Annotated in this window: 17 protein-coding genes and 1 tRNA gene; 11 read left to right on the top strand and 7 right to left on the bottom strand. The window is 61.2% G+C overall.

The annotated features are described in order from the left end of the window. The first annotated feature begins 73 nt into the window (after positions 1-73). Positions 74-859: a hypothetical protein gene (locus NO934_RS17835; protein WP_309161355.1), complete on the top strand. Its 786-nt coding sequence runs from the start codon at positions 74-76 to the stop codon at positions 857-859. A gap of 114 nt (positions 860-973) precedes the next feature. Here NO934_RS17835 and NO934_RS17830 read toward each other — a convergent pair whose 3' ends face one another. Next, a complete protein-coding gene (locus NO934_RS17830) occupies positions 974-2023 on the bottom strand; it encodes a serine hydrolase (protein ID WP_309161354.1) in 1050 nt (349 codons plus the stop codon). Positions 2024-2188: 165 nt separating this feature from the next. On the opposite strand from NO934_RS17830, the gene NO934_RS17825 reads away from it, so the two are divergent. The 4 genes from NO934_RS17825 to NO934_RS17810 all read left to right on the top strand — a co-directional run bounded on the left by NO934_RS17825 (position 2189) and on the right by NO934_RS17810 (position 4388). Then, positions 2189-2647 carry a carboxymuconolactone decarboxylase family protein gene (locus NO934_RS17825; RefSeq protein WP_309161353.1) on the top strand — a complete coding sequence of 153 codons (459 nt, stop codon included), beginning with the start codon at positions 2189-2191 and terminating at the stop codon, positions 2645-2647. After that, complete coding sequence (locus NO934_RS17820) at positions 2647-3531, top strand: sigma-70 family RNA polymerase sigma factor (protein WP_309161352.1); 885 nt, start codon at positions 2647-2649, stop codon at positions 3529-3531. Before NO934_RS17825 ends, NO934_RS17820 begins: the two co-directional genes overlap by 1 nt. Before the next feature lie 87 nt (positions 3532-3618). Continuing rightward, the gene (locus NO934_RS17815; protein ID WP_309161351.1) at positions 3619-4188 is read left to right on the top strand and encodes a BON domain-containing protein; all 570 of its coding nucleotides are present in this window, start codon (positions 3619-3621) and stop codon (positions 4186-4188) included. Between the two features lie 14 nt (positions 4189-4202). Continuing rightward, entirely contained in the window at positions 4203-4388 is a 186-nt protein-coding gene (locus tag NO934_RS17810; protein WP_309161350.1) for a hypothetical protein, read from the top strand. Between the two features lie 33 nt (positions 4389-4421). Here NO934_RS17810 and NO934_RS17805 read toward each other — a convergent pair whose 3' ends face one another. The 5 genes from NO934_RS17805 to NO934_RS17785 all read right to left on the bottom strand — a co-directional run bounded on the left by NO934_RS17805 (position 4422) and on the right by NO934_RS17785 (position 8455). Then, a complete protein-coding gene (locus NO934_RS17805) occupies positions 4422-4868 on the bottom strand; it encodes a DUF2267 domain-containing protein (RefSeq protein WP_309161349.1) in 447 nt (148 codons plus the stop codon). 118 nt (positions 4869-4986) lie between these two features. Further along, positions 4987-5709, bottom strand: a complete 723-nt coding sequence (locus tag NO934_RS17800; RefSeq protein WP_309161348.1) for a metallophosphoesterase — start codon at positions 5707-5709, stop codon at positions 4987-4989. 10 nt (positions 5710-5719) lie between these two features. Then, positions 5720-6481 (bottom strand): hypothetical protein, encoded by a 762-nt coding sequence (locus NO934_RS17795; protein WP_309161347.1) that lies wholly within the window; start codon positions 6479-6481, stop codon positions 5720-5722. Positions 6482-6620: 139 nt separating this feature from the next. Continuing rightward, the gene (gene glnA, locus NO934_RS17790) at positions 6621-8030 is read right to left on the bottom strand and encodes a type I glutamate--ammonia ligase (RefSeq protein WP_309161346.1); all 1410 of its coding nucleotides are present in this window, start codon (positions 8028-8030) and stop codon (positions 6621-6623) included. Between the two features lie 86 nt (positions 8031-8116). Next, on the bottom strand, positions 8117-8455 hold the full coding sequence (locus NO934_RS17785; RefSeq protein WP_014130680.1) for a P-II family nitrogen regulator: 339 nt from the start codon (positions 8453-8455) through the stop codon (positions 8117-8119). Positions 8456-8799: 344 nt separating this feature from the next. On the opposite strand from NO934_RS17785, the gene NO934_RS17780 reads away from it, so the two are divergent. The 3 genes from NO934_RS17780 to NO934_RS17770 all read left to right on the top strand — a co-directional run bounded on the left by NO934_RS17780 (position 8800) and on the right by NO934_RS17770 (position 12058). Then, a tRNA-Leu gene (locus tag NO934_RS17780) sits at positions 8800-8884 on the top strand. Positions 8885-8930: 46 nt separating this feature from the next. Further along, positions 8931-10319, top strand: a complete 1389-nt coding sequence (gene tig / locus NO934_RS17775) for a trigger factor (protein WP_309161345.1) — start codon at positions 8931-8933, stop codon at positions 10317-10319. A 269-nt stretch (positions 10320-10588) separates the two neighbouring features. Then, the gene (locus NO934_RS17770; RefSeq protein WP_309161344.1) at positions 10589-12058 is read left to right on the top strand and encodes an NAD(P)H-hydrate dehydratase; all 1470 of its coding nucleotides are present in this window, start codon (positions 10589-10591) and stop codon (positions 12056-12058) included. Between the two features lie 72 nt (positions 12059-12130). Here NO934_RS17770 and NO934_RS17765 read toward each other — a convergent pair whose 3' ends face one another. Continuing rightward, positions 12131-12433 (bottom strand): DUF3817 domain-containing protein, encoded by a 303-nt coding sequence (locus tag NO934_RS17765; protein ID WP_309161343.1) that lies wholly within the window; start codon positions 12431-12433, stop codon positions 12131-12133. Between the two features lie 276 nt (positions 12434-12709). Between NO934_RS17765 and NO934_RS17760 the strand changes: the two genes are divergently transcribed. The 3 genes from NO934_RS17760 to clpX all read left to right on the top strand — a co-directional run bounded on the left by NO934_RS17760 (position 12710) and on the right by clpX (position 15176). Then, positions 12710-12937 carry a hypothetical protein gene (locus NO934_RS17760; RefSeq protein WP_309161342.1) on the top strand — a complete coding sequence of 76 codons (228 nt, stop codon included), beginning with the start codon at positions 12710-12712 and terminating at the stop codon, positions 12935-12937. Positions 12938-13096: 159 nt separating this feature from the next. Next, positions 13097-13726 carry an ATP-dependent Clp protease proteolytic subunit gene (locus NO934_RS17755; RefSeq protein WP_309161340.1) on the top strand — a complete coding sequence of 210 codons (630 nt, stop codon included), beginning with the start codon at positions 13097-13099 and terminating at the stop codon, positions 13724-13726. 172 nt (positions 13727-13898) lie between these two features. Continuing rightward, a complete protein-coding gene (gene clpX / locus NO934_RS17750; RefSeq protein ID WP_309161338.1) occupies positions 13899-15176 on the top strand; it encodes an ATP-dependent Clp protease ATP-binding subunit ClpX in 1278 nt (425 codons plus the stop codon). Positions 15177-15217 lie beyond the last annotated feature (41 nt).

Below are 15217 nucleotides of genomic sequence, written 5' to 3'. Positions count from 1 at the left end.
TGCTCGTTAGGTTGACGTTGTCAACTTAACGGAACGTGGGACATGCCTACAGTTCTCATCACCGGCGCAGCAATTGCGCGCTTATGGCGTCAAGGTATCCGGGTCGTACTGGATCGTCCTCGCTGGCGTCGGTCCGTCGGCGGCGACTGCCATTGGGCAATTGATCGAGAGCGAGGGCATCGGCGGGCTCGATGCGATCGTGTGCAATGCGGGAGCATCGTTCGCCGGACGGGTCGGCTACAGCGTCGATGGCTACGAAAGAACGTTCGTCACGAACTATCTGGGACATTTCTTGCTGACGGAACTGCTGTTCGACCAATTCCGGGATATGGGGCGCATCGTGATGGTGGCGAGCGGCACGCACGACCCCGATACGATGGATGGCAGGATGGTGGGGCCCGCCGTGGAGCCGGACGCCGTTGCGCTGGCCAATGTCGGCAAGAACGGGTCAAAGCCATTGTCAGGCGGCAAGCTCTATGCGACGTCCAAATTGTGCATGATCCTGATGACCTATGAAATGGATCGCCGGTTGCGCCGCGCGGGGAGTTCGATTGCTTCGATCGCCTTTGATCCAGGCGCAATTCCAGAAACCGGATTGACGTGCACCGTGCTGGGGCCGATCCAGAGCCTGACCCGCTCGGCACCGGTCAAATGGTTCCTGACGCGGATCGGCACGGCGGGATCGCTCGAATTCTCCGGAAATGCGCTTGCCGACGTGGCTATTGGCCCCGAATATGCGATGATTCCGGCAAATACCTACAATCGAACAACAAGAAGTTGCAGGCGACGAGATTGTCCCGGATGTCCTATGACGAGCAACGGGCGGCGAAACTATGGGAAGACTCAAAGCGGATGGTGAAGCTGCTGCCGAGGAGGCCAATGGCAGGAGCAATGCCGCCAAGGGGCAGATGGGCGTTCGGGCTGGAATGAGCATGCTCATACGCCTGCTGTCCAAGAGCGGATAATTTCTGGCCTAGAGCCGTTCAGGATTTGATTGCCAGCCGTCGTTTTCCGTTTCCACTACGGCGATGATATCGCCCAGCAGCTCATGTAGGCGATCACGATAGCCGTTGCCGCCGGAGGGGTTGGTGGGATCGGACGTCATGACGACGGTGAGGTCGAGATCGGGGACGATGTAGAGCATCTGGCCGCCATAGCCCCAGGCGTAACGGGTGGGGTGGCCGGCGATGTCCGAGAGGAACCAGCCATAACCATAGCCGTGGCCGCCGAAGCGGGTGGTGGTGCGCTGCTCCCAGGATCGCTCGATCCACTCTTCTGAGACGATCCTCTCGCCATCGGCAGTGATCCCACCATTGCGGATCATTTCGCCGAAAGCCAGGAGCGAGAGGGGCGACATGGCCAACTCGTTGCCGCCCAGATAGACCCCTTGCGGATCGCGCTCCCAGGCGGAGATGGAAAAGCCTTCGATCGGATCGAACCACTCGCGGGCGAGGGCGAGACTGGATTGGCCGCCGACTTCGGTGAGAATGGCCGAAAGCAGATGGGTAGAACCCGTGGAATAGATCATTTCACCCCCCGGTTCGTCGACAAAGGGCTGGGCGAGGGCGGAGCGCACCCAATTGCTGCTGGTGACCCAGGCGCCGTAATTGGCGCCCGATGTGGCGCGCAGGCCCGCCTGCATCGACATGAGGTGGCTCAGCGTGATGTCCTCGAGGCGAGGGTCAGGGGATTGGGGAAGGTCATCGGGGAGCAGGTCGGCGATCGGCTGGTCGGGGCCTTCGAGCAGGTCCCGTTCGATGGCGATGCCGATCATTGTGGTGACGATGACCTTGGATGCGGATTTGATGTTGGTGGGCTCGGTCGTCGCGTAGCCGTCATAGCCGCGCTCGGCGATGATCTCGCCATCGGCGGAGACCACCACGGTGCGCAGAGCAGCGAGGTCGGCGGCGGCCTCGAGGATATCGGCCAGCGTGGCGTCCTGGGCAAAGGCCGGGAAGGGAACGGCTAGGAGGGCGGCTACGGTCAGGGCGCAGGTTTGGCTTGTGGGGGGCAATGCCGGCATGTGGGTGAGATCCTCGCGAGGGCTGGAGGGGATCGATTGGCGTGCAAGATGGGTATTTGTGCGGCTGAACCGGGGGCACCAAAGCAACTTTTTGCGAGCCTCATGTCACACCCGCCTTGCCTGGCTCGTCTTGTCAATCGCGACAACATTGCAAGGAGAACCACAATGACCTCCAGACCCAACCCGTTCCAGGGGCATTTCGCTCTGGTGAAGCCGCTGATCGATTTCGGAACGACCAACCAAAAGGAGCTCGATCCCACGATTGCCGAACTGGTGAAGATCCGCGCCTCGCAGATCAATGGCTGCGCGACCTGCCTGCAGATGCATACGCGGGAGGCGCGCAAGAACGGAGAGAGCGAAGAGCGGATCTACCTGCTCGACGGGTGGCGCGAATCCCCGCTCTATAACGACAAGGAACGGGCGGCGCTGGCCTGGACCGAAGCGCTGACGCGGGTCGACCGCGAGGGCGGTTCGGACGAGGCGTACCAGGCGCTTAGCAGCCAGTTCAGCGAGGAGGAGCAGGTGAGGATCACCCTTCTGATCGGCGCCATCAACGCCTTCAATCGCGTCAATGTCGGGCTGCGCGTGCCGTTGGCGGGCACCGTGGGCAAGAAGGTCGCTTGATGGCGGGCACGTTGCATCAGGCCGCAGCGGAGAGCTTTTCTCCGCTGCGGCCCAAGCTGATCCGCATCGCTTACCGCATGCTCGGTTCGGTGGCCGAGGCCGAGGACGTGGTGCAGGACGCGTTCGTGCGCTGGATGGCAGTCGATCAGAGCACGGTGCGGGATGCCGAGGCGTTCCTGCGCCGGATCGTCACGCGGCTCAGTCTTGACGTGCTCAAATCGGCGCGGCGGCAGCGGGAGACCTATGTGGGCCCCTGGTTGCCCGAACCGGTGGTGGGGCCCGAGCTGGACGAGGTCGACGACGTGACGTTGCCGCTGATGATGGCGCTGGAGCGGTTGACTCCGCTCGAGCGTGCGGCGTTTCTGCTGCACGATGTTTTCGGGATCGGCTTTGACGAGGTGGCGCGCACCATCGGGCGCGATCCGGCGGCGTGCCGGCAATTGGCCAGCCGGGCACGCGCCCATGTGCGGGCCGAGCGGCCAAGGTTCGAGGTGACGCGCGAGCGTGGGTTCGAGATCGCGCAGGCGTTCTTTGCGGCGTCGCGGGAAGGGGACATGGGCCGCTTGCGGACGCTGCTTGCCGACGATGTGACCGTCTATTCGGACGGCGGCGGGAAGCGTTCGGCGGCGGCGGCGCCGATCGTGGGCATCGAGGACGTGGTGCGGGTGCATGCCGGGCTGGCGGATTTCTTTGCCAGGGACAACAACATGTCGAAGCTGGTGCGCTATGACGTGATCAATGGGCTGCCGGGATTTCTTACCATCGAGAGCGATGGAACGGTGCAGACGACGGCGCTCGAAATCGTCGATGGGAAGGTGGTGGGCATCTATATCGTGCGCAATCCCGACAAGCTCCGGCATCTGGATGGCGGCAAGCTGCACTGAGCGCGGCAACCTAGGATGGGGGAAGGAACGGTTGCCTGTCGCGGGGGCTTCCTCCTTGGCTGTTCCAATGGCAAGGAGACCGATCTCATGGCTCGATATGTTCACCGTCATGGACGCACCGTCGTTTCGGATCGCTTCTGGGGCGAAACTCCGGGACTGAGCCGGCTGGGCCGGCCGGACCCGCGCGGGCGATCAGGGGGCCATTACGGCTCCAATGAGGACGACGAATACGACCCCTATGATTTCGATCTGCCGCGTGAGGGGCGCGAGGGCCGGCCGCGGAGCAACCAGGGGATCAAACGCCCCGCCCATGTGGATGTAGGGTACGAGCCCGACCAGCCGGTGCCCAGTGGCTGGGGGCTGGCCGATCCGGCAGGCGAGCGGCACCGTCGAGGCTATGCCGGGCGAGGGCCGAAAAGCTACCAGCGAAGGGATGACCGCATCCTCGAAGACGTTTCGGACCGGCTGATGGAGGATCCCTTTCTCGACGCGTCTGGGATCGAGGTCAGCGTCAACGCCGGGGAAGTGCGGCTGGATGGAAGCGTGGATGCCCGGGCCGACAAGCGGCGAGCCGAGGACGTGGCAGAGATGGTCTCGGGCGTGGGCAATGTTCAGAACAATCTGCGGGTTCAGCACCGGGATGTTTCCCGCTCTTGAGAAGGAGTTTTCCGATGAGCACCGATCCCAAATATACGCCTTCGGGCAAATCGACCAATTCGGACAAGTCCGCTGGTCCGGCTCACAAGGGCGGCAGCGGTCAGCAGAATGCCGAAAAGTGGGGCGGAGGCAGCAAGGCGGCCAAGGGCGGAGTGTCCAAGGCCGACAAGCATAATGAGAATTCTTCGAGCAAGAGCTGAACCGGAGTCGTCCCGTTCAGCTCTCCCCGATGGTCAGGCGTTGCCGACGGTTTCCCCGGATGCCCAAAGCGTGCGGATATCCTCGTTCAGCGCCGCGCGCACCTTTTCGGCCTGGCCACGATCGATGTGACGGTCGAGCACGCGGTACACCGATTTGACGGCGTCCTCGGCATCGATCGGACGGGTAAACTGCAGATCGTCTTTTACGGCCTGGAGAAACTCGTCGCGGGTGCGCAGTTGGCTGGGCTGGCGTGCCGGCTGGTACTGGTCGTAATAGGCGCCTCGCACGAGCAATGGGAGTTGGCCGCCCAGGTGCGCTGAAAGATCGGGCGGAAGCTTGTCGCGCGTGGTGCGCAAAACACTGCCCAGGATGTGCCAGGCCACCTGTCGGTCGGGGCCGTGCTCGGCCATGATCTCGTCCAGCCAGATGTTGGTGGTCTGCAACGACTTGTCGAATACGTCGAGTCCATTGGCGCTCATGGCAAATGTCCTCCTCTCGATGTGACGGATTGCGCCGACGCCCAAGGGTGGGCTGTCGAACCGAAGGGGAACGGGCACGCGCCGCCAAGGTTCGGCGCCTTAGTCAGAGGTTAATCTGTCAGATGCTGAGGAGCGCGTAGGGCTTGCCATCGGGCTTGGGGATGGGGGCGGCAACGTTATAAACCGGTGCGCCGCCCGGGGTTTTCCCCTGATAGCTGCCGTGATGGGCGTGACCGTGCACGATGGCGCTGACCTTGAAGCGATCCACGGTTTCGGCGAGGCGAGACGAGCCCAGAAAAGGGAAGATTTCTACCGGTTCGCCCTGGAGCGTTTCCGGAATGGGCGCATAGTGCAGCACCACAAGGACGCGGTCGGATTCTACATGCCTCAAGGCATTTTCGAGGTTCATGGCCTCGTGGGTACTTTCGCTCACCATCGCCTTGATGGCCGGCTCGCCGAACGAGCTCAGCATGTAGCGGCCAAAGCCGCCGGCAAAGCCCTTGACGCCCACGAAATCGACGCCGTCGATACTTGTCGATTGGCCTTCGAGAAGATGGACGCCGGCATCCTTGACTATGGAGGTGACCTCTTCGACGGCGCCGCATTCATAGTCGTGGTTGCCGAGGACCCCCACTACGGGAATGGAGCAGGATTTGAGTTGGTTGGCGAGGATTTCGGCCTCGGCGGGCCGCCCAAGGTCGGTGATGTCGCCGGCAAGGACCAGCACGTCGGCCACCTCGGAAATCTCGCCAAACAGCTCGCTATAGGAACGGCTGCCATCCTCCTTGACGTGCAGGTCGCCAATCGCCGCGACCTTGAGGGACTTGCGGGCCTTGGTCATCACGTTCTCCTTATTGTTCGCGCCACTCGCCTTCGCCGCCGACATCGGCAAAGCCCCATTCGGCGACATCGATCTCGTAGTCGGCACGCGAAAGCATGCGGCCGCGGCAGACCTTCATCTCGGGCAGGGGGAGCTGGCGCTGGGCGTGGAGGCGGTCGAGAAGCTCATCGAGCAGCCAGCCGGGAATGCGCTCACGCTCGGTGGGATAGATCCAGCGGAAGTTGAGAAGGTGGACGAGAAGCACTTCCCAGTGCACTTCCATATAGGCCAGCAGACGCTCCCAATCGATCTCCTCATGGGTTTTGAGGATGAGGTGAGCGACGTCGGCGCCATCGTAGCGCGTACGGTTCTGGATGAAGCATTTCGACCAGATGAGTTCCGTCGGGGGCACGATCGAGACGCGGCTGCCGAACAGCTCAATGGTGTGGGCACCCTCGAACCAGGCATCACCCACCGGCATGGTGCCGTTCGAAGACGCAAAGATCACGTCGAAGAAATGTTCGCCTTCGCAGACCTTGCCCAGCCAGCGGTCGTCCTCGATGCGGATCGAAAAGCCCAGCTCGCGAAAATGGGAAAGGATGCGGGTGTAGTCGCCCGCCTTGCAGAAGATGTCGAGATCCTTGGTCTGGCGGGTGATGCCGGTATAGGCGCTCACGGCATAGGTGCCGCTCACCAGAAACGGACACTCCAGATCGAGCAGTTGGCGAAGAGCATGGGTGTAGAACGCTTCGGCGTCGGGATTGGCGAGAGTGGGTGATGCCTTTGCATCCATTTGGCGGCTCGATCCATCGAGAGGTTTACGTTGCCAGAACCAAACGGGGAGAGCGGAAGGGCGTTCCACCGCCAAGTATGCGTTGCACAATGAAAAAGGGCCCCGTGCGGGGCCCTTATCTTGTTCGATAAGCTCAGGCTTATGCCGAATAGTACATCTCGTATTCGACGGGGTGCGGAGTGTGCTCGAAGCGGATGACTTCTTCCATCTTGAGCGCGATGTAGGCGTCGATGAAGTCATCGTCCATGACACCGCCCGCCTTGAGGAAGTCGCGGTCCTTGTCGAGGTTTTCCAGCGCTTCGCGCAGCGAGGCAGAGACGGTCGGAATGTCCTTGAGCTCTTCCTTGGGCAGTTCGTAGAGATCCTTGTCCATCGGATCGCCCGGGTGGATCTTGTTCTTGATGCCGTCCAGGCCAGCCATCAGCAGAGCGGTGAAGGCGAGGTAGGGGTTGGCGAGCGGATCGGGGAAGCGAACCTCAACGCGCTTGGACTTGGGCGACTGGCCGAAGGGAATGCGGCAGGAGGCCGAGCGGTTGCGGGCCGAATAGGCCAACAGCACGGGGGCTTCGAAGCCGGGGACCAAGCGCTTGTAAGAGTTGGTGGTCGGGTTGGTGAAGGCGTTGATGGCCTTGGCGTGCTTGATGACGCCGCCGATGTAGAACAGGCAGGTTTCCGACAGGCCCGCATAGCCGTCGCCGGCGAAGAGCGGCTGACCGTCCTTCCAGATCGACTGGTGGCAGTGCATGCCCGAGCCGTTGTCGCCATAGACGGGCTTGGGCATGAAAGTCGCGGTCTTGCCATAGGCCTGGGCGACCTGATGGACGCCATACTTATAGAGCAGGACCTGATCGGCCGACTTGATCATCGGGGCGAACTTGATGCCGAGCTCGTGCTGGGCCGACGCCACTTCGTGGTGGTGCTTTTCAACGGTGACGCCCATGGCGGCCAGCGCTTCGAGCATCTCGCCACGGATATCCTGGGCGCTGTCGAGCGGAGGAACCGGGAAATAACCCTTCTTCAGACCGATGTGGTGACCGGTGTTGCCGCCCTCGTAATCGGCATTCGAATTGGCCATCAGCTCGCCGGCGTCGACCGCAAAGCCCACATTGTAGGTGGTGGTCGAATACTTCACGTCGTCAAAGAGGAAGAATTCGGGTTCCGGGCCGAAGACGACGGAATCACCGATGCCAGAGGTCGCGACATAGGCCTCGGCCTTCTTGGCGATCGAGCGCGGGTCGCGGTTGTAGGGCTGATAGGTGGCGGGCTCGAGAATGTCGCAGTTCACGCAAAGGGTGGGCGCCGAGAAGAACGGATCGACATAGGCGGAATCGTTGTCGGGCATGAGCACCATGTCGGACTCGTTGATTGCCTTCCAGCCGGCAATCGAGGAACCGTCAAACATTACGCCTTCTTCGAACATGTCGGCATCAACGACCGAGGCGTCCATGGTGACGTGCTGAAGCTTGCCGCGCATGTCGGTGAAACGAAGGTCGACATATTTGATGCCTTCGTCCTTGATCTTCTTCATCAGATCGTTTGCTGAGCTCATAATAGATCCCCAGTTTGAAGTTTGTTGTTTATCGCGCGTTTGTTCGGGAGGAGGTTTCGCGCGCCTGTCTCTAATTGACTACGCCCTTAAAGGGCTTCGTCTCCGCTTTCGCCCGTGCGGATTCGAATGGCCTGTTCGACCGTCGAAACGAAAATCTTGCCGTCGCCGATGCGGCCGGTCTGGGCCGCGTTGCGAATGGCCTCGATGGCCTTGTCGGCCAACTGGTCGGGCACGACGACCTCGACTTTGACCTTGGGCAGGAAGTCGACGACGTATTCGGCGCCACGATAGAGCTCTGTGTGGCCCTTCTGACGGCCGAATCCCTTGGCTTCGGTGACCGTGATGCCCTGAAGCCCGACCTCTTGCAGGGCTTCCTTGACCTCATCGAGCTTGAAGGGTTTGACGATGGCCTCGATCTTTTTCATGTCCACGTCTCCTCTTTGGTTCGGGACCGGTTGGCCGGTAGAATGCATGGGCTGTGCCAGTCGGAAGAACGGGAATAGAAAGCAAGTCCCATCAATGTCTTGTTGGGATATACTAATCAGCGTTCACAACTCGCCGTCGCGTCATCTGCGCGAAAGATGGGCAATTTGCACAAATGTTGTGCAGATGAGTTGGCACTGCGTTGCGGCAATTGACTAAGAAGACGGCAGAGGCGGAAGCCTCAGGGACGCCCCACGCCGGGCAGGGTAGTTTCAATCAAGCTTTGACTGGAAAGGGAAGTTGGGCTAGGACGCGTGCCAACTCGGCGCCCGGCGTACGAGATCACGCGGGTGTGGCGGAACTGGCAGACGCACTGGATTTAGGTTCCAGCGCCGCAAGGCGTGGAGGTTCGACTCCTCTCACCCGCACCACTATCGCCGGCCAACCTCGAATATTCAAAGACGGGATCGAACAGAAATGAATGTGACTGAAACTCTGAACGAAGGGCTGCGCCGCAAGCTCGATGTGACCATTCCGGCGACGGTGCTCGCATCCAAGCTCGACGAAAAGCTCGACGAGGTTCGGGGCAAGGTTCAGCTCAAGGGCTTCCGGCCGGGTAAGGTGCCGACCGCGCACCTCAAGAAGGTCTATGGCCGCTCGCTGATGAGCGAAGTGCTCCAGGATTCGATCAACGACACCGTCAACAAGACGCTCGAGGAACGTTCGGAAAAGGCCGCCAGCCAGCCCGAGATCGACCTGTCCGAAGACCAGGCGGTGATCAACCGCGTGCTCGACGGCGAAGGCGATCTGCAGTTTTCGGTGAGCTACGAAGTGCTGCCGCCGGTCGAGCTGATGGATTTCTCCACCATCAAGCTCGAGCGTCCGGTGGTCGAGGTGACCGAGAAGGAAATCGACGAGGAAGTCGAGAAGTTCTTCAAGCAGAACCGCGGCTATGAGGACAAGGGTGACGAAGGCGTCGTCGAGAATGGCGACCGCGTGGGCCTTTCCTTCGTCGGCAAGATCGATGGCGAGCCGTTCGAAGGCGGTTCGGCGGACCACACCCACCTGGTCGTGGGATCGGGCCAGTTCATCCCCGGCTTCGAAGAAGCTTTGATCGGCATCAAGAAGGGCGAGGAAAAGACCATCAAGGTCACCTTCCCCGATGATTATCAGAACGAAGAGCTGGCTGGAAAGAAGGCCGAGTTCGACGTCAAGATGCTGCATGTCGACGGGCCCAAGGCCGATGTCGAGCTCAATGACGAGTTCGCCAAGACGCTCGGGCTCGAAGACCTCGCCGCTCTCAAGAAGGCGATCGGCGATCAGATCGAGGCGCAGAATAAGAACCTCTCCCAGCAGCGGCTGAAGCGCCTGGTGCTCGATGCGCTGGATGAAGGGCACAAGTTCGACGTGCCCGAAAAGCTCGTCGAGGCCGAGTTTAACGCCATCTGGAACCGCGTGAAGCACGAGGTCGAGCACCACGGCAAGACCTTCGAATCCGAAGGCACGACCGAGGAGAAGGCCCGCGAGGACTACCAGAAGATCGCCGAGCGCCGCGTGCGCCTGGGGCTGGTGGTTGCCGAGATCGGCAATGTCAACGAGGTCACGGTGACCGATGAAGAGCATCAGCAGGCGCTGATCGCCGAGGTCCGCCGCTTCCCCGGCCAGGAACAGCAGGTCTACGACTACTACCGCAAGAACCCCAATGCGCTGGCAAGCCTGCGGGCGCCGATCTTTGAGAACAAGGTCGTCGATTTCGTGGTGGAAAAGGCCGATGTCACCGACAAGCCGATCGGCCGCGAAGAACTGGTGAAGCTGGTTCGCGAGGGCGAGGACAGCTTCGACATCGACAACGATCACGAGCACTAGGCTCGCACGTTTGTTGGGTTTGAAAAGGGGCCGCGAGGCCCCTTTTTGTTGCGGGGCGCCGAGGATGAAGCGACGTGTGGCGTTTCTTCGCCGATGCAACGCTGGATTTCGGGATGACGGTTGGAGGTGGTCGGCTGCAGCCAAGCCACCGCTGTTGCTTGCGATCACGGCCACGTTATCGACACAGACATGATTTCAAACGGGCTCCGCAACGCTTGCGGGGTCCGCTTCGTTTAGGGGAGCCCTATCAGCTTCGGAGTTCCTTTCGCGTGCAGGACCTGCTTACCCCCAAACAGATGGCCCTGGCCGACAAGCTCGCTGTCGAAAACGGCGTGGCATCGATGACGCTGATGGAGAATGCGGGGCAGGCGGTCGCCTATGAGGTCAGCCAGCGCTTTCCGCTTCAACCGGTGCTCGTGCTCTGCGGGCCGGGGAACAACGGCGGAGATGGATTCGTGGTCGCGCGCCTGCTCTCGGAGCGCGGATGGCCGGTGCGGCTGGGGCTGACCTGCGCCAAGGGTGAGCTCAAGGGCGAAGCGGCGATGATGGCGCGGATGTGGGGCGGGAGCATCGAAAAAGCGCAGCCTCAGATGTGTTCCGACTTCGGGATCATCGTCGATGCGCTGCTCGGCGGCGGATTGTCGCGGGACGTCGACGAGGAGATGGCCGGACTGGTGGAGGCCATCAATGCCAGTGGAGCGCAGGTGATCGCCGTCGATATCCCGACAGGGGTGGATGGCGAGAGCGGCGAAATCCGCCGAGCTGCGGTCAAGGCGAACCTGACGGTGACGTTCTTCCGGCACAAGCCTGGACATCTGCTCGAACCGGGGGGCGGGCTGTGCGGGGAGGTATTGCTGGCCGATATCGGTATTCCCGATGCGGTGCTGGCGGAGATAGACGTCAAGCTCTTTGAGAACGATCCCCGACTATGGCGATTGCCGGTGCGTGAAACCGCCGGGCACAAATTCGATGCGGGACATTGCGTGGTGGTGTCGGGAGACGCGCTGCACACCGGAGCGACGCGGCTTTCCGCCATGGGCGCGGCGCGGATCGGGGCGGGGCTGGTAACGCTGGCCGGCGAACGCGAGGCGTTGATGGTGCATGCGGCGCATGTCACCGCGATTATGCTGGCCGAGGCGGCGGACGCGGAAGAACTCGCTGAACTGTTGGAAGATGTCCGCAAGAACGTCGTCGTGATGGGGCCGGGGATGGGAGTCGACGCCCGGACGCGGGCGATGGTGCTGGCCGCGCTGGAAAGTGGGGCACGGTTGGTGCTGGACGCGGACGCGATGACGAGCTTCGAGGGCGAGTCCGAGACGCTGTTCAAGGCGATCGGTAGGCGCGAGCCGGAATCGGTGGTGCTGACGCCGCATATGGGTGAATTCAAGCGATTGTTCGGGGAAATCGAGGGCGCCAAGACCGAAAAGGCGACAGCGGCGGCTGAACGCTCGGGTGCGGTGGTGCTGCTCAAGGGCTCCGATACCGTTATCGCCCATCCGGAGGGGCGAGCGGTGATCAATACGACGGGGACGCCGCTGCTGGCGACGGCGGGGGCGGGCGACGTGCTGGCAGGGCTGATCGGAGGATTGCTGGCGCAGGGGATGGACACGCTCGGAGCTGCATGCGCGAGCGCTTATATTCACGGGCGAGCGGCCATGGCGTTCGGCAAGCGCGGCATGGTAGCCGAGGATCTGCCGGGGATGGTGCCGGTGGTGCTGGACGATATCGCGCTTTATTAGGCAGGGCTTATTCTCGGCAATCCTCGGGCCGAGCCCGAGGGGCGAGCTCCGAAAAGGCCGCGTTGCAGCCGCTTATGCGCTGGCGAGTTCGAGTTCGGCCTGCTTGCGCTTGAGGAAGGGGTCGTTGAGGAAGGTGCCGAAGGGGAAGAAAGAGGCGATCGTCGTCCGGGCCCATTCGAGCGGAGTGAAGCCCTTGCCCCAAAGCGCGGCAATCATAGCCACGATGTAGGCGATGAAGGCCCAGCCATGGATCATCCCCACCGGCGGCACGAGGCCGGGGGTGTCGAACCAGTATTTCAGGGGCATGGCGACGAGGAACAGCGCCAGGGTGGTTACGCCCTCGATGAGGGCGATGATACGGAAGATTTTGAACATGAAACTCTCTGCTTAAAATCAAGGCGCTAAACGATATTCAGCGCGCGGCGGTATGGCTGGGTTCCCGGATCAAGCCAGGCTCGGCTTGCGGCACACCTGTACCAAAATCCAACCATGAACGGTCTGTCAGCGTGACCGGTCGTCGCGGTTACTGCCTATTTGAAGATTGACATTGAGCCTCTGGCGTAAAGCTGCGACAGCGCAAACTGGCCATGCCCCCGCCTTGCCATGGCCGGAAATTTCGTTAGGGAGGGGCAGATCAATAAGGAGAGCATCGTGAGCGACCTTACCGTTTCCCAGGCGATCGACGCCATCTACGCCTCGATCAAGAACGACAATGAAGAGCTCGACGCCCATGTCGCGACCCTCAAGGCCGCCATGGCGCGCGAAGGGGTCAAGGAAGCCGTGTTCGAAACCGTAAAGCTCGCCCAGCCCAACCGGCAGGGGCGCAAGCTCATGCAGTCGTATTTCCGCAAAAAGGGCGTGGCCATCAGCTTTGAGTGAACCGGGCTGGGCATTAAGCATGCGCCATAATTGGGCCACTGTGAGGCTTGCTATTGAAGTCGAACAGCGCCAAGCCTATGTGACTTTTACCAGCCCTTAAGCAGCGTTCGCCTGCAATCTGGCGACATGCCGAATCTTTCCCCGGGGGAGTTACCCAGTATGCGAGATCCCGTCGATCTTTATATGAACACGCTCGTGCCGATGGTGGTCGAGCAGTCCAATCGTGGCGAGCGAGCCTTCGACATCTATTCGCGCCTGCTGCGAGAGCGCATCATTTTCGTGACGGGCGTCGTCGAGGACAATATGGCCTCGGTGATCGTGGCGCAGCTCTTGTTCCTTGAATCGGAGAATCCGAAAAAGGAAATCGCCATGTACATCAATTCGCCCGGCGGGGTGGTGACGGCAGGGCTGTCGATCTACGACACCATGCAGTTCATCCGGCCCAAGGTGCAGACCCTGTGTCTGGGACAGGCGGCTTCCATGGGCTCACTGCTCTTGACCGCCGGCGAAAAGGACATGCGCGGCTGCCTGCCGAACGCCCGTGTCATGGTTCACCAGCCTTCGGGCGGTTACCAGGGTCAGGTGACCGACATCATGATTCACGCTCGCGAAGCGGAGAATCTGAAGCGCCGGCTCAATGAAATCTACGTGAAGCACACCGGCATGGAGTACCAGCAGGTGGAAGACCTTCTCGAGCGCGACAAGTTCCTCAGCCCTGAAGAAGCCAAGGAACTCGGCCTTATCGACCACGTTCACGAGAAGCGGGCACTGCCCGAAGGCGGAGCATAAGTCTCGCCCTATATAAAACTGGTGGCGGGCGCCAGGAATGCGCCCGTGCCGATTGCGCCCCGGCTTATCGATCTTTATGGTCGGAGTGACAAATTGTTCATGTGTCGTCGGCTAGCGTTGTAGGTCGGCGAAACGAATACTCAAGCGTTTGCAACGCTTCCGGAGTTGCTAGATGTCCAAGGAAAATTCGAGCGGAGAATCCTCAAAGAACACGCTGTACTGCTCGTTCTGCGGGAAATCCCAACACGAAGTCCGCAAGCTGATCGCCGGACCCACCGTATTCATCTGCGATGAATGCGTGGAATTGTGCATGGACATCATCCGCGAGGAATCGAAAACCTCGATGGTCAAGTCCGCAGATGGCGTGCCGAGCCCGGCCGATATCTGCAAAGTGCTCGACGATTACGTGATCGGCCAGCGGCGTGCCAAGCGCGTGCTGTCCGTTGCGGTTCACAACCACTATAAGCGCCTGCACCATGCGACCAAAAACCAGGATGTGGAGCTTTCTAAATCCAACATCCTGCTGATCGGTCCGACCGGCTGCGGCAAGACGCTGCTGGCCCAGACGCTGGCGCGCATTCTCGACGTGCCCTTCACCATGGCCGATGCCACCACGCTGACCGAAGCCGGTTATGTGGGTGAAGATGTCGAGAACATCATTCTCAAGCTTCTGCAGGCCGCCGACTACAATGTCGACAAGGCCCAGCGCGGCATCGTCTATATCGACGAAGTTGATAAGATTTCGCGCAAATCCGATAACCCCTCGATTACCCGTGACGTTTCGGGCGAGGGCGTGCAGCAGGCGCTTCTCAAAATCATGGAAGGTACCGTGGCTTCCGTGCCGCCGCAGGGCGGACGCAAGCATCCGCAGCAGGAATTCCTGCAGGTGGACACGACCAACATCCTGTTCATATGCGGCGGCGCGTTCGCCGGGCTCGAAAAGGTCATCGCGGCGCGCGGTGAAGGGTCTTCCATCGGCTTTACGGCTGCCGTCAAGGACCCGCAGGATCGCCGCGTAGGGGACGTTCTGGCCGAGGTCGAGCCCGAGGATATGGTCCGGTTCGGACTGATCCCTGAGTTCATTGGCCGTCTGCCGGTGATCGCGACGCTCGAGGACTTGGATGAGGATGCGCTGGTGCAGATCCTGTCCGAGCCCAAAAATGCGCTGGTGCGCCAGTATCAGCGGCTGTTTGAGATGGAAGACGTGGAACTGACCTTCCACGAGGACGGGCTCAAGGCCATTGCGCGGCAAGCCATTGCCCGCAAGACCGGTGCGCGCGGCCTGCGCTCGATCATGGAAGCAATCCTGCTCGACACCATGTACGATTTGCCTTCGCTCGAAGGTGTCGAGGAAGTGGTGATTAGCCAGGAAGTCGTCGAGAACAAAGACGTACGGCCGCTCTATATCTACGCAGAGCGCGCCAAGGAAGACATGAAGTCCGGCGCTTGATCCAGTGCCAAGCGACTGAATGACGGGTCCGGACCGAAAGG

Origin of the sequence: Pelagibacterium sp. H642 (genome assembly GCF_031202855.1) — a bacterium.
In the GTDB taxonomy this organism is placed as follows: Bacteria; Pseudomonadota; Alphaproteobacteria; order Rhizobiales; family Devosiaceae; genus Pelagibacterium.
Note: the sequence above shows the minus strand (reverse complement) of the source record. Positions and strands in the feature narration are given on the sequence as shown.